13 protein-coding genes are annotated in these 13,678 nt (G+C 71.6%); 8 read left to right on the forward strand and 5 right to left on the reverse strand.

Annotated features, from left to right (window positions below):
• Nucleotides 1-31 precede the first annotated feature (31 nt).
• Together ACZ7J0_RS02790 and ACZ7J0_RS02795 are read left to right on the forward strand one after the other, a co-directional pair.
• Nucleotides 32-1,231 (forward strand): sensor histidine kinase, encoded by a 1,200-nt coding sequence (locus tag ACZ7J0_RS02790; protein WP_470883322.1) that lies wholly within the window; start codon nucleotides 32-34, stop codon nucleotides 1,229-1,231.
• Complete coding sequence (locus ACZ7J0_RS02795; protein ID WP_470883324.1) at nucleotides 1,228-1,854, forward strand: response regulator; 627 nt, start codon at nucleotides 1,228-1,230, stop codon at nucleotides 1,852-1,854. The genes ACZ7J0_RS02790 and ACZ7J0_RS02795 overlap by 4 nt, the downstream gene beginning before the upstream one ends.
• A 174-nt stretch (nucleotides 1,855-2,028) precedes the next feature.
• On the opposite strand, the gene ACZ7J0_RS02800 is transcribed toward ACZ7J0_RS02795, so the two are convergent.
• Nucleotides 2,029-2,337, reverse strand: coding sequence for a DUF5955 family protein (locus ACZ7J0_RS02800; protein WP_470883325.1), 309 nt, complete (start codon nucleotides 2,335-2,337; stop codon nucleotides 2,029-2,031).
• A gap of 194 nt (nucleotides 2,338-2,531) precedes the next feature.
• On the opposite strand from ACZ7J0_RS02800, the gene ACZ7J0_RS02805 reads away from it, so the two are divergent.
• From ACZ7J0_RS02805 to ACZ7J0_RS02815, 3 genes are all read left to right on the forward strand, one after another.
• On the forward strand, nucleotides 2,532-3,131 hold the full coding sequence (locus tag ACZ7J0_RS02805; RefSeq protein ID WP_470883326.1) for a nucleotidyltransferase family protein: 600 nt from the start codon (nucleotides 2,532-2,534) through the stop codon (nucleotides 3,129-3,131).
• Nucleotides 3,132-3,357: 226 nt separating this feature from the next.
• Complete coding sequence (gene aceB, locus ACZ7J0_RS02810) at nucleotides 3,358-4,980, forward strand: malate synthase A (RefSeq protein ID WP_470883328.1); 1,623 nt, start codon at nucleotides 3,358-3,360, stop codon at nucleotides 4,978-4,980.
• A 246-nt stretch (nucleotides 4,981-5,226) separates the two neighbouring features.
• Nucleotides 5,227-6,402, forward strand: a complete 1,176-nt coding sequence (locus ACZ7J0_RS02815) for a GDSL-type esterase/lipase family protein (RefSeq protein ID WP_470883330.1) — start codon at nucleotides 5,227-5,229, stop codon at nucleotides 6,400-6,402.
• Nucleotides 6,403-6,439: 37 nt separating this feature from the next.
• On the opposite strand, the gene ACZ7J0_RS02820 is transcribed toward ACZ7J0_RS02815, so the two are convergent.
• On the reverse strand, nucleotides 6,440-7,396 hold the full coding sequence (locus tag ACZ7J0_RS02820; RefSeq protein WP_470883332.1) for a fibronectin type III domain-containing protein: 957 nt from the start codon (nucleotides 7,394-7,396) through the stop codon (nucleotides 6,440-6,442).
• A gap of 158 nt (nucleotides 7,397-7,554) precedes the next feature.
• Between ACZ7J0_RS02820 and ACZ7J0_RS02825 the strand changes: the two genes are divergently transcribed.
• From ACZ7J0_RS02825 to ACZ7J0_RS02835, 3 genes are all read left to right on the forward strand, one after another.
• Nucleotides 7,555-8,118 carry a hypothetical protein gene (locus ACZ7J0_RS02825; RefSeq protein WP_470883334.1) on the forward strand — a complete coding sequence of 188 codons (564 nt, stop codon included), beginning with the start codon at nucleotides 7,555-7,557 and terminating at the stop codon, nucleotides 8,116-8,118.
• Between the two features lie 129 nt (nucleotides 8,119-8,247).
• Nucleotides 8,248-8,835 (forward strand): TIGR03086 family metal-binding protein, encoded by a 588-nt coding sequence (locus tag ACZ7J0_RS02830; RefSeq protein WP_470884105.1) that lies wholly within the window; start codon nucleotides 8,248-8,250, stop codon nucleotides 8,833-8,835.
• 116 nt (nucleotides 8,836-8,951) lie between these two features.
• Nucleotides 8,952-9,794 carry a chitosanase gene (locus ACZ7J0_RS02835; protein WP_470883336.1) on the forward strand — a complete coding sequence of 281 codons (843 nt, stop codon included), beginning with the start codon at nucleotides 8,952-8,954 and terminating at the stop codon, nucleotides 9,792-9,794.
• 49 nt (nucleotides 9,795-9,843) lie between these two features.
• On the opposite strand, the gene ACZ7J0_RS02840 is transcribed toward ACZ7J0_RS02835, so the two are convergent.
• The 3 genes from ACZ7J0_RS02840 to ACZ7J0_RS02850 all read right to left on the reverse strand — a co-directional run bounded on the left by ACZ7J0_RS02840 (nucleotide 9,844) and on the right by ACZ7J0_RS02850 (nucleotide 13,648).
• Nucleotides 9,844-10,533, reverse strand: coding sequence for an aspartate/glutamate racemase family protein (locus tag ACZ7J0_RS02840; protein ID WP_470883337.1), 690 nt, complete (start codon nucleotides 10,531-10,533; stop codon nucleotides 9,844-9,846).
• 17 nt (nucleotides 10,534-10,550) lie between these two features.
• On the reverse strand, nucleotides 10,551-11,969 hold the full coding sequence (locus ACZ7J0_RS02845) for a nucleobase:cation symporter-2 family protein (RefSeq protein ID WP_470883339.1): 1,419 nt from the start codon (nucleotides 11,967-11,969) through the stop codon (nucleotides 10,551-10,553).
• A gap of 293 nt (nucleotides 11,970-12,262) precedes the next feature.
• Nucleotides 12,263-13,648, reverse strand: coding sequence for an 8-oxoguanine deaminase (locus ACZ7J0_RS02850; protein ID WP_470883341.1), 1,386 nt, complete (start codon nucleotides 13,646-13,648; stop codon nucleotides 12,263-12,265).
• Between the last annotated feature and the right edge of the window lie 30 nt (nucleotides 13,649-13,678).

Genomic DNA, 13,678 nt, shown 5'->3' on the forward strand with positions numbered 1-13,678 from the left:
GCCCTCAGGTCCCGCCTACGCTGGTCGGACCATGGATCCCCGTTCGCTCACCCCTGTCCTGCGCGCCCTGCGCCTGTGTCTGCATCTGCTGATGGCGGGCCTGCTGGCGCTGACGGTGATACGGGCCGTGGCCGACGGCTCCCCCCGAGCCGCGGCGATCGTCGTGGCCGCCGCGCTGATGGGCGCGGCCTACGCCGCGGGCTCCTTCCTCCCCTCCGTACGGGTCTCCCCGAGGGCGGCCGGACTGTGGCTGGGCGTCCTGTGCGCCGCCTGGCCGGCGCTGCTCTGGCTCACTCAGGACGCGCTGTGGGTGGCGTTCCCGCTCTACTTCCTCCAGCTGCATCTGCTGCCCGCGCGCTGGTCCCTGCCGGCCGTGGCGCTGACCGCGTGCGCGGCGATCCTCTCGTACGTACGCCATGGCCAGCCGCTCAATCCCGGCGTCTTCATCGGTCCGCTCCTCGGCGCGGCCGTCGCGGTGGCGACCGTGCTCGGTTACCAGGCGCTGTACCGGGAGAGCGAGCGGCGGCGCCGGCTGATCGAGGAGTTGATCGCGACGCGGGCCGAACTGGCGGCCGCCGAGCGCCACGCGGGCACACTCGCCGAGCGTGAGCGTCTGGCCCGGGAGATCCACGACACGCTGGCGCAGGGGCTGTCCTCGATCCAGCTCCTGCTGCGGGCGGCCGAGCGTGTGCTGCCGGACGGCTCCCCGGCGGGCGCCCATATCGACCGGGCCCGACGGGCGGCGCAGGACAATCTGGCGGAAGCCCGGCGTTTCGTCCGGGCACTGAGCCCGCCCGATCTGGAGCACGGGTCGCTCGCCGCCGCGCTGGAGCGGCTGTGCGAGCCGGGAGCGGGGCCTGATCCGGGGCCCCGCGTGAGGTTCTCGGTGAGCGGGACGCCGGCCGAGCTGCCGACGCCGTACGAGGTGGCGCTGCTCAGGACCGCCCAGTCGGCGCTGGCCAACACGGTCCGGCACGCGGGCGCCGAGCGCGTCGAGATCACCCTGACCTTCATGGACACCTCGGTGGCCCTGGACGTCGTCGACGACGGCAAGGGGTTCGACCCGGCGGCCGCCCGGCCCTCGTCGGACGGCGGGTTCGGGCTGCCGGCGATGCGCTCGCGCGCCGAGTCTCTGGGCGGCACGTTCGCCGTCGAGTCCGCGCCGGGCCAGGGCACCGCCGTGGCCGTCACCCTTCCCCTGCCCGCCACAGCCGCCGGAGGCGCCCTATGACCGTCCGACTCCTCCTCGCCGACGACCATCCCGTCGTTCGGGCGGGGCTGCGCGCGGTCCTCGACACCGAGGCCGACTTCGAGGTGGTCGCGGAGGCGGCCACGGCCGAGCGCGCGGTCGAGCGGGCCACCGCCGGGGGCGTCGACGTCGTGCTGATGGACCTCCAGTTCGGCGCCGGGATGCACGGCTCGGAGGCGACGGCCGCGATCACCGCGCTGCCGGGTGGGCCCCGGGTGCTGATCCTCACGACGTATGACACGGACGCCGACATTCTGGCGGCGGTCGAGGCCGGCGCGAGCGGCTACCTGCTCAAGGACGCCCCTCCGGAGGAGCTCGCGGCGGCGGTGCGCACGGCGGCGGCGGGCCAGTCCGCGCTGGCCCCGGCGGTGGCGCACCGGCTGATGGACCGGATGCGGACCCCCGCGGAGGCCCTGACGAAACGGGAGCTCGAAGTGCTCCAGCTCGTCGGCGAGGGGCTGTCCAACCAGCAGATCAGCAAGCGGCTGTTCCTCAGCCAGGCAACCGTGAAGTCGCATCTGGTGCATGTTTACGCCAAGCTGGGCGTCGACTCGCGCACGGCGGCGGTGGCGACAGCGACGGCCCGGCGGCTGATCCGGCGCTAGGGAGCGTCCGGTCCTTTGGATCAGGCCGGCGGAAACCGGGGCGGGGGCCCGCGCGGTCAGTCCCGGGGCAGGCGGCCCGTGCGGCCGGTCCCGCGGGTACAGCGGCCCGTGCGGCATGTCCCGCGGGTACGGTGGCCCGTGCGGCCGGTCCCCCAGGGCAGGCGGCCCGTGCAGTCAGTCCCGCGGGTACGGCGGCTCGCCGAAGAGTTCCACGGCGTTGCGCACCTCCGTGAGCGCCGCTCCGAGGGCGCTCACCGAGCCGATCGCCCCGGCGACGAGCAGCAGGGAACGGCGCAGCCGCCCTACCTCCGGAACCCCGCCGGCCGCCATCGCGGCGAGCGAGGCCAGTTCGTCCTCGGCGATGCCGCGGTCGGTGAACTCGGCGCGGTGACCGGCGAGTTCGCGGCGCAGCCGGGAGACGGCAGCGCTCAGCTCCGTCACTCTCGGGTCCTCGCCGCTGCCCGTCACACGCCTCTGCCCCATGCTCCGCAACACAGTTGTCTCCCCCACACGTTCTGGCGTCCGAACTGGCCCGTGGCGCGGTGGTCAGTCGCTGGGGGCCGCGGGCAAGTTACGCCATCTCGCGTCGTGGGCGCCACTTGGCGGACGGGTGGGGACCGGCAGGCGGCCGAAAAGCAGGGGCTGGTCAGGGGCCCGTGATGAGGTAAGCAGTGCTCATGACTTCTTTGACACCTCCCGTGGCCGGACTCCTGCTCGCGGCCGGCGGCGGCCGGCGGCTCGGGGGCCGCCCGAAGGCTCTCCTGGAACACCGCGGCCGCCCCTTGGTGGAGCACGCGGTCCGGGTGCTGCGGGAGGGCGGCTGCGAGGTGATCCATGTGGTCCTGGGAGCCTCGGCGGCGCTCGTCCGGGAGCGGGCCGCGCTGCCGGGCTGCGTCCTGGTCGACAACCCGCGGTGGGAGGAGGGCATGGGTTCGTCGCTGCGGGCGGGGCTCGCCTCGCTGGCGGGGACGGACGCCGGCGCGGCGCTCGTCAGCCTGGTGGACCAGCCGGGGATCGGAGCCGAGGCGGTGGCGAGGGTCAGGGCGGCGTACCGCTCGCGGGACGCGCTGGTGGCCGCCTCGTACGCCGGGAAGCGCGGGCATCCGGTGCTCTTCGGAGCGGACCGCTGGGAGGGGATCGTCGCGGGGGCGCTCGGCGACCGGGGCGCGCGGGACTATCTGGCCGAGCACCGGGATGCGATCACGCTGGTGGACTGTTCGGATGTGGCCGAGCCCTATGACATCGACACGCCGGAGGATCTGGAGCACCTTGAGTGAACGAGGTGGCACTCAGCGCCAGATTCTGTCGATCCAGAGAATCTCGATGTCAACAAACCATTGAACTTCCACTATGAGGAAACTAGTATCCACTGTTCAGAAGCGCCTGAGAGTCCTGACGGCGCCCGCGGCCGTATCTCGGCGCCTGCGGCACTGCGTGCCGCCTGAAGACGCTCGGCGGCCGCTCAGCACCGCCCGTGAAGTCCGCTGAAGGAAGTGACAGTTCATGTCCGCACCAGCGCCGTCCCCGTTGGCCGTCGTTGAAGCCGAGCCCCTGCCCCGCCAGGAGGAAGTGCTCACCGACGCGGCCCTGGCCTTCGTGGCCGAGCTGCACCGGCGGTTCACCCCTCGCCGGGACGAGCTCCTCGCCCGCCGGGCGGAGCGCCGCGCCGAGATCGCCCGCACGTCCACGCTCGACTTCCTCCCGGAGACCGCACAGCTCCGCGAGGACGACAGCTGGAAGGTCGCCCCGGCCCCGGCGGCCCTGAACGACCGCCGCGTCGAGATCACCGGCCCGACGGACCGCAAGATGACCATCAACGCGCTGAACTCGGGCGCGAAGGTCTGGCTCGCCGACTTCGAGGACGCCTCCGCGCCCACCTGGGAGAACGTGGTCCTGGGTCAGCTGAACCTGATCGACGCCTATGAGCGCAGGATCGACTTCACCGACGCCCGAACCGGCAAGTCGTACGCCCTCAAGCCGGCCGAGCAGCTCGCGACGGTCGTCATGCGCCCCCGCGGCTGGCACCTCGAGGAGCGCCACCTGCGCTTCGACGGCCGCCCGGTCCCCGGCGCGCTGGTCGACTTCGGTCTGTACTTCTTCCACAACGCCAAGCGTCTGATCGACCTCGGCAAGGGCCCGTACTTCTACCTCCCGAAGACGGAGTCGCACCTGGAGGCCCGCCTCTGGAACGACATCTTCGTCTTCGCGCAGGACTACGTCGGCATCCCGCAGGGCACCGTCCGCGCCACCGTGCTGATCGAGACGATCACGGCGGCGTACGAGATGGAGGAGATCCTCTACGAGCTCCGCGACCACGCCGCGGGCCTGAACGCCGGCCGCTGGGACTACCTCTTCTCCATCGTCAAGAACTTCCGTGACGGCGGCTCCAAGTTCGTCCTCCCGGACCGCAACGCGGTGACGATGACGGCCCCGTTCATGCGCGCGTACACCGAACTCCTGGTCCGTACGTGCCACAAGCGCGGCGCGCACGCCATCGGCGGCATGGCCGCGTTCATCCCGTCGCGCAAGGACGCCGAGGTGAACAAGGTCGCCTTCGAGAAGGTCAAGGCGGACAAGGACCGCGAGGCGGGCGACGGCTTCGACGGCTCGTGGGTCGCGCACCCGGACCTCGTCCCGATCGCGATGGCGTCGTTCGACGCGGTCCTCGGTGACAAGCCGAACCAGAAGGACCGCCTGCGCGAGGACGTCTCCGTGGCGCCGGGCGACCTGATCGCCATCGACTCCCTCGACGCGAGCCCCACCTACGAGGGCCTGCGCAACGCGGTCCAGGTCGGCACCCGCTACATCGAGGCGTGGCTGCGGGGCCTGGGCGCCGTCGCGATCTTCAACCTCATGGAGGACGCGGCCACGGCCGAGATCTCCCGCTCGCAGATCTGGCAGTGGATCAACGCGGGTGTGGTCTTCGAGAACGGCCAGAAGGCGACCCCCGAGCTGGCCCGCAAGGTCGCGGCGGAGGAGCTGGCCGCGATCCGCGCCGAGATCGGCGACGAGGCCTTCGAGTCGGGCAACTGGCAGCAGGCCCACGACCTGCTCCTGAAGGTCTCGCTGGACGAGAACTACGCGGACTTCCTCACCCTCCCCGCGTACGAGCAGCTGGTCGGCTGACGCACAGCAGCCGAGCAGAGGCTCGTTGACGGCTCCGCCCCCTGGCGCGCGCACAGCGCCAGGGGGCGGAGCCGTGTCCGGCGGAGGCCGGGGCGGGGCGGCGCGGGTGGCACGCCGGGCCGCGTGATGAAGAGCCGCGTGATGAAAACGAGACATGCAGCTACCTAGCGGTAACAAGGCCGTGGGTGCGAGATTCCGCATGCCACCGGCCGGCGGCCCGTCTCCCCCACGCGCATGTTTCCCCGCATGCCCTTCCGCAGGAGTACCGCCGTGCCCGGATTCCGCTTCAGACGCATGTCCCGCCTGCTCACCGCCGCTCTCGCCCTGCCCCTCGCGTTCACCCTGCCCGCCCCCGCCCACGCCGCGACCGCCGCCCGTCCCACCGCCGTGGTCACCATGGGCGACAGCTTCATCTCCGGCGAGGCCGGGCGGTGGCAGGGCAACAGCCTCACCAACACCGGAAGCCGTGACGGCACGGACCGCGCCTGGACCGGCAGCGGGTACGACCCGAGCCGTGTGTACGGCGCGACCGTCGCCAACGGCTGCCACCGCTCCGACTCCGCGCCGGTCACCGGGCTCACGGGGACCGCCGACGTCCTGGTCAACCTGGCCTGTTCCGGCGCCCGTACGGAGAACGTCTTCCGCGCCTCGCAGGGCGGCGTGGCGTACCGCGGCGAGGCCCCGCAGGCCGACCGGCTCGCCGCGCTCGCGGCGACGCACGACATCAGGCTGATATCCCTGTCGATCGGCGGCAACGACCTCGGCTTCAGCGAGATCATCACCAAGTGCGCCACGGACTACATCGTCTGGTACTCGTACTGCTACGACGACCAGCAGGCCGTGGTCGACTCCAGGATCGACGGGGCGATGAGCGGCGTCGCCAAGGCCGTCGACGAGATCCGCGCGGTCATGACCGCCGCCGGGCAGGCGCCTTCCACCTACCGCGTCGTGCTCCAGTCCTACCCGTCTCCGATCCCGCGCGGCTCCGAGAACCGCTACTCGGAGAGCGGCTGGTCCCGCGTCAACACCGGCGGCTGCCCCTTCTGGAACCGCGACTCGGACTGGGCGCGCACCTCCCTCGTCCCGCAACTCGCCGGACGCATCAAGAGCGTCGCGGCGACCAAGGGCACGCAGTTCCTGGACCTCCGTGACGCCCTCCAGGGGCGCGAGGTGTGCGCGAGCGCGAGCCGGCTGGTGACCGCCGGTCAGCCCCCGTCGGCCGCGGCGAGCGAGTGGGTGCGCTGGATCGACAGCAACGAGACCCAGGGGCCCGTCCAGGAATCCATGCACCCCAACTACTTCGGTCAGCTCGCCCTCGGCCGCTGCCTCGGCCTGATCGGTGCGACGGCCGGCGGTAACCACACCTGCCGCAACACGCCGGGCGCGGACGCGTCGGGGATGTTTCTGACCGCGGTGTCCTGACCCCTCGCCAGGCGGCTCCCCCCGGTCGTGCCCCGGCTCAGCGGACCACCACCACGGTCCGCTGGGCCGAGAAGTCCCCCCATGTCCCGTCCGGGAGCCTGGCGCGGATCTTGACGCTGTAGCGGGCGCCGGGCGGATCGGACACCGTGAAGGTGTAGGCCGCCCGGCCCGGCGGGGGCTGCGCGCCCCAGACGATGGTCGTCGCGAAGGTGCCGTTGAGGTAGAGCTGGTGTTCCTTGACCGGGGCTCCCGTCTTCGGCGGAGTCCAGGTCAGGGCGATCTCACCGGCGCGGGCCGTGGCTCTGAGGTCCGTCGGGGCGGTGCCAGGCGCGCTGCCCTGGGATCCGGTGGTGGTCAGGTCGGCGGGGTTGCTGTCCGGGGAGGCGTTCTCGGCGGCGTCGCGGGCGCGCACGGTGAACGAGTAGATGGTGCCGGCGCGCAGTCCGGTGACGCGGGCGCTCGTCGCCGTGCCGGGGACGGTGTGGATCCGGGAGTCCTCCTGGTAGATGTCGTACGCGGTGACGGCCCGGTTGTCCGTGGAGGGGCGCCAGGTGAGCGTGACGGCGGGACGTGCGGGATCCGCACTGCCCGTGAGGGCGGTGGGGCGCGAGGGAGGCGTGCGGTCGTCGGCGGTCGCGGCGAGGGTGGTGACGGGGACGGACGCGCTGTGCGGCGACCGGTTGCCGGCGGCGTCCCGGGCCCGGACCGTGAAGGCGTACGCCGACGCGGGGCTCAGCCCCACGACGTCGACCATCAAGGTGGTCGCGGGGACGTCCCTGACTTTCCGGCCCTTCGCATAGACCTCGTAGCCCGCGACACGGCGGTTGTCGGAGGACGCGCTCCACATGACGTGGACGGTGGTGGCGCTTCCGGAATGCGCGGTCACGCCGGTGGGGGCCGAGGGGCTCCGGGTGTCCTGGTCCTCCCCGCCGCAGCCGGCCAGCAGGAGCGCGGCGGCGCATGCCAACACGGCGTACACGGGCGGGCGTTGCACAGGAAAGCCTCCGTCCGACGGAATGGTCCAGACCTATATCGCACAGGCGCGGCCCGACATCAAGAGCCCGGCCACGGAACGGGGTTCGGGAGGCTGTTGTCAGTGCCGTGCGCTTCACTTGATTTCGTCACTCTCCGTAGATGACATCAGGGGGAATCATGACGGAACGTACGACCTATATGACGCTCACCGGGCTGCGGAAGCGCGGCTGGACCGACGCCATGGTGCGGGATCTGCTCGGCGAGCCGGATGTGCAGGGGCGCGATCCCCGGCGCCGTTCGTTCGCGCCGGTGCGGCTGTATCAGGTCGCCCGGGTCGAAGCGGTCGAGCGGACACCGGAGTTCAGCCGGGGTTACGGCGGCTCGGGGCGGGTCGCGGCCGAGCGGCGGCGGCTCGCGGTGCTGGCGGCGATCCGGGCCGAGCCGATCCGGGTGCCCCGGCTGCCGAGAGCGGAGCTCGAGCGGCGGGCCGTGCTGCACAGAAGGGCCCTGGGGGACGCGCGGGCACCGCTCACGGCGGAGGCGCTCGTGCGCTGGCAGGTCGGCTATCTGCTGTACGCACTGTCCCGGTACGACGCCCTGCTGGACGGGCTCTTCGGGTCCACGGGGCGCGCCGAGGCGGAGCGACTGCTGAGAAGAAGGCTGTGCGAGGCCATCGCCCAGGCATATCCGGCACTGGAGGAGGAGTGCCACAGGAGGGCGGGGGCCGGGGGCGCGTCATGACCGATGACTTTCCGGCCCTCCGCCAGTCTGCCCCGTATGGAGAATCCGCAGAACCCGCAGAATGTTCAGAAGCGTCAGAACCCGCCGGGCCGGAGCCCACAGCGCCCGCAGGCCGATCAGCGGGGCCCGATGGGGACGCTCGACCTCGGGACGCTCGCCGGCCAGGTCGCCCGGGTGGCCGCCGCCGTCGACGACGAGCGGCTCGGGGACCCGACCCCGTGTCCCGAGTACGCGGTACGAGAGCTGCTGGCGCACGTCCTCGGACTGAGCGTCTCCTTCCGGGAAGCGGCGCGCAAGGATCTCGGCCCGGCCACCAGTACTCCTCCGGGCTCGGTCAAGCCGGTCCTTCCCGACGACTGGCGGGCCGCTCTCCCCCAGAGGCTGGACGAACTGGCCGCCGCCTGGCGGGAACCGGCCGCCTGGGAGGGGGACACCCAGGCCGGAGGGCTCGCACTGCCCGCACCGGTCGCGGGACGGGTCGCGCTCAATGAACTGCTGATCCACGGCTGGGACCTGGCCCGTGCCACCGGGCAGCGGTACGAGGTGACGGACGGGGCCGCGCTGGAGTCCTCCTACGCCCTGCTCCTGCCGCCGGAGGACGGCTCCGACCAGGGAGGGCTGTTCGGCCCGGTCGTCCCGGTGCCGGACGACGCGCCCCTGCTCGACCGGGTCATCGGCCTAAGCGGACGCGACCCCGGGTGGTCGCCGAGGCCGTAGACGGGAACGCGGGCGTTCAACTCGCTTGCCTCCGACGGGTGTACGGCACGGCGTCGACTCTGATAGGAAAGCTTCCTAACAGAACACCGTTGTGACGCACTCCCCTTGGAGGCCAGGTGCCCACCCCCCGCATCGTTCCCCGCGTCCTGCTCGGTCTCGCCCTCGTCGCCCTCCCGGCGACCGCCGCAGTGGCGAACCCCGCTCCCGCCCCCGACTCCGCGCACGCCGCCGCCGCTCCGGCGCCGCGCGCCGTCGGACTCGACGACCCGGCGAAGAAGGAGATCGCCATGAAGCTCGTGTCCAGCGCCGAGAACTCCTCGCTCAACTGGAAGGCGCAGTACCCGTACATCGAGGACATCGACGACGGCCGGGGCTACACGGCCGGCATCATCGGCTTCTGTTCCGGCACCGGCGACATGCTGGATCTGGTCGAGCTCTACACCGCCCGCAAGCCGGGCAACGTCCTCGCCAAGTACCTGCCCGCCCTGCGCGAGGTGGACGGAAGCGACTCCCACGCGGGCCTCGACCCGAACTTCACCCGGGACTGGAAGCGGGCCGCCGAGGACCCCGACTTCCGCAAGGCACAGAACGACGAGCGCGACCGGGTGTACTTCAACCCGGCGGTCAAGCGCGGTAAGAGCGACGGCATCGGCGTCCTCGGGCAGTTCATCTACTACGACGCGATCGTCATGCACGGAGACGGAGGGGACAGCACCGGCTTCAGCAGCATCCGCCGCAAGGCGCTCGCGAAGGCGAAGCCGCCGGCCCAGGGTGGCGACGAGGTGGCCTACCTCAACGCCTTCCTCGACGCACGCGTCTGGGCCATGAAGCAGGAGGAGGCCCACGAGGACACCAGCAGGGTGGACACCGCCCAGCGCGTCTTCCTGCGGAAGGGCAACCTGGATCTGCACACCCCGCTGGACTGGAAGGTCTACGGCGACAGCTACCACATAGGCTGAGCGCCCGCCGGTACGGCGCTCCAGGGCGCCGTACCGGCAGTTGGACAGCTCAGCCGTTCACCAGCGCCCGTACGATCCGCCGGCACGCGGCCGGGACCGGCCCGACCACCGGCACGTCGAACCGCTCACGCAGCGCCTCGGCCGCCTCGCCCAGCGGCCCGCCGCCGATGACGACGGTCTGCGCGCCGTCCCGCTCGATGCACGCGGCCACCGCGCCCGCCAGTCGCTCCCGGAGCAACTCGGGATCCTCGGCGAGACGTTGAGGCTCCCCGCCCGACAGCCGGACACCGGTGTACTGCTCGGCGAGGCCGAGCCCGGCCACGCGGGACGCGATCGCCCCGGCCAGCTCCGGTGTCGTCGTCGCGACGCCGAACCGGACTCCCCCGGCCGCCGCCTCCCCGAGCGCGGCCTCGGCGAGTCCGACCACCGGCACATCGGTGAGCGCCCGGAGCTCCTCCACGCCCGGGTCGCCGAAGGCGCCGACCAGGATCGCGGCGCAGTCGCCACCGGCGGTCGCCTCACGTCCTGCCGCGAGCACCTGCGGCGCGGCTGCCCGCAGCGCGCTCTCGGTGACGATCATCCGGGGGCCTTCCGCCACCGTCACACCCCGGACGGCGAACCGATCGCCCAGGGTCCGGCGGGCGATCGCCGTCATCATCTCCGTGGTGGCCTGTGAGGTGTTGGGGTTGATGAGGACCACGACGGGCCGGTCCCCGCCTCGCGGGCGGGGACCGGCCATCGGGAGACGCACCGTACTCAGTGGACAGCCACCACCGTCGCCGGATCGGTGGCCGGGACGGATTCCGGGGTCCCGGCTTCGTCGCGCCGCCTGCCCAGGTGGTTGAAGACCAGGTTCAGGACGATGGCGACCACGCAGCCGGTGCTGATGCCCGAGTCGAGGACGACCAGCAGGTCCTTCGGGAAGGCGTGGTAGAACTCCGGCGCGGCGATCGGGATCAGGCCGATACCGACGGCGGCGGCCACGATCAGCGCGTTCTCGCCCTTCTCGAGCGCGGCGGTGGCCAGGGTCTGGATGCCGCTGGCCGCGACCGAGCCGAACAGGACGATGCCCGCGCCGCCGAGGACCGGCAGCGGAACCAGCGCGATCACGGAGGCCGCGATCGGGCACAGGCCGAGCAGGATCAGGATGCCGCCGCCGGCCGCGACGACGAAGCGGCTGCGCACCTTGGTCATGGCGACCAGGCCGATGTTCTGGGCGAAGGCGCTGCACATGAAGCCGTTGAAGAGCGGGCTGATGGCGCTGCCGAGGGTGTCGGCGCGCAGACCGCCCTCGATGGTCCGCTCGTCGGCCGGCCGGTCGACGATCTTGCCGAGGGCGAGCATGTCGGCGGTGGACTCGGTCATGCAGACGAGCATCACGATGCACATGGAGATGATCGCGGCGATCTCGAACTGCGGGGCGCCGAAGTGGAACGGCGTCGGGAAGCCGACGACGTCGGCGTTCTTGATAGCGTCGAAGTGGGTCATGCCCATCGGGATCGCGATGAGCGTGCCGGCGACGAGACCGAGCAGGATGGCGATCTGCTGCAGGAAGCCCCGCAGCAGTTTCCGCAGCGCGAGCACGATGACGAAGGTCAGCGCGGCGACGCCGATGTTCTTCATCGAGCCGTAGTCGGGGGCCGTCGGATTGCCGCCCTGGGACCAGTTGAAGGCCACCGGGAGCAGGGAGACGCCGATCAGCGTGATCACCGTGCCGGTGACGACGGGCGGGAAGAAGCGGACCAGCTTGGAGAAGTACGGCGTGAGGACGAATCCCAGCACGCTGGCGACGATGATCGCGCCGAAGATGACGGCGACGCCGTCGTATCCCCGGTCCTTGCCGATGGCGATCATGGGAGTCACACCGGCGAAGGAGACTCCGTTGACGAAGGGCAGGCGGGCTCCGACCCGCCAGAATCCCAGGGTCTGGAGAAGGGTGGCTATGCCCGCGGTGAAGAGGCTCGCGCCCATCAGGAACGCGGTGTCCTTGGCGTCGAGGCCCACGGCGGGCCCCACGATCATGGGCGGGGCCACCACGCCCGCGTACATCGCGGCCACGTGTTGGAGACCGCTGGTGAACATCTTCAGGGGTGGGAGCGTCTCGTCGACCGGGTGCTTCCGGTCGTCGGGCGCTGCGGCGTCTGCATCATTGTGAAACCTGGGCTTGGCGGCCACGGCGGTTCCTCCGGTCGGTTACACGTCGGCGGTGACGCGGATATCAGGGAGGTGGTGCGAAGTGGTGCGTGGTGCAGGTGGTGCAGTACTGCTGGCGCGCGCCGTGGGGGTGCCGCGCGGTCGTGCTCGGTGAAGCTGCCCAGTGCCGTGTCCGGTCAACGGACACGAGTCACCGTGCGGGGGGTGCCGTACCTCTTTTCGTACGGTCACCCCCCGAACGGCTGCCACGGACCCCGCTCGGGTCCATGGCCGCCGGCCGGGGGCCGTCCCCCCCAGCCGGACTATCAGGGGGTTCAGGCCTGCGCGGTGATCCGCGCCAGGCGCTGCGCCTCGTCCCGCGCGGAGCGGGCGATGGCGTCCTCGTCGACGGTCAGCAGACGGTTGTTCTCGACGATCTGCTTGCCGTTGACGAACGACGCGGTGACCGGGGCCGCCGCGCCGAAGACGATGGCGGTGACCGGGTCGGCGATGGAGGAGTGGCCGAGGCCGTCGATCTTCCAGAGGACGAGGTCGGCGAGCTTGCCGGCCTCCAGCGAGCCGATCTGGTCGGCGCGGCCGAGGACCTGGGCGCCGCCGTACGTACCGAGGCGCAGGGCCTGACGCGCGTTCAGGGCGGCCTCGCGGTGGGCGCCGAGACGATTGATCAGCAGGGCGTTGCGCAGCTCGGTGTGGAGCTCACCGGACTCGTTGGACGCGGTGCCGTCGACGCCGAGGCCGACCGGGACGCCGGCCTTCAGCATGTCCGGGACGCGGGCGATGCCGGCGGCCAGACGGGCGTTGGAGGACGGGCAGTGGGCGACACCGGTCTTCGTACGGGCGAAGGCGGCGATGTCCGAGTCGTTCATGTGGACGCAGTGGGCCATCCACACGTCCTCGCCGAGCCAGCCGGTCGACTCGAAGTAGTCGGTCGGGCCCATGCCGAACAGCTCCTTGCAGAACTGCTCCTCCTCGACGGTCTCCGAGCCGTGCGTGTGCAGGCGCACACCGAGGCGTCGGGCCAGCTCCGCACCCTGCTTGAGCAGTTCGGTGGAGACGGAGAACGGGGAGCACGGCGCGACGGCGACCTGGGTCATCGCGTCGAAGGAGGCGTCGTGGTGCTTCTTGACGGTCTCCTCGGTCGCGGCGAGCGCGCCCTCGAGGGTCTCGACGGCGAAGTCCGGCGGCAGGCCGCCGTCCTTCACGCTGCGGTCCATGGAGCCACGGGCCAGCGTGAAGCGGACACCCATCTCCGAGGCGGCACCGATGATGGCGCCGGACAGGTCGCCGGAGCCCTGCGGGTAGACGTAGTGGTGGTCCATCGCGGTGGTGACACCGCCGCGGGCCATCATGGCGAGCGAGCCCTGCGCGGCGGCGCGGGCCATCGGCTCGTCGATGCGCGCCCACGTCGGGTAGAGCGCGACCAGCCAGTTGAAGAGGTTGTGGTCGGTGGCCAGACCCCGGGTGATCCACTGGTAGAAGTGGTGGTGGGTGTTGACCAGGCCGGGCGTGACCAGGTGGCCGGTGCCGTCGATGCGGCGTACGACGTTCTCCAGGCCCTCGGGCGCCTTGCCGGCCCCGATGGACTCGATCTTGTTGTCGGCGACGACGATGTAGCCGGAGGCGTACTCGGTGTCGTTGGCGTCTACGGTCGCGATCGCACAGTTCTCGATGACGATGCGCTGGGCTGCCGATGCTGCCATGGTGCTTCCTTGTCTGTCTGTGGCTGGGGG

It is taken from the genome of Streptomyces sp. NPDC038280 (assembly GCF_055600045.1).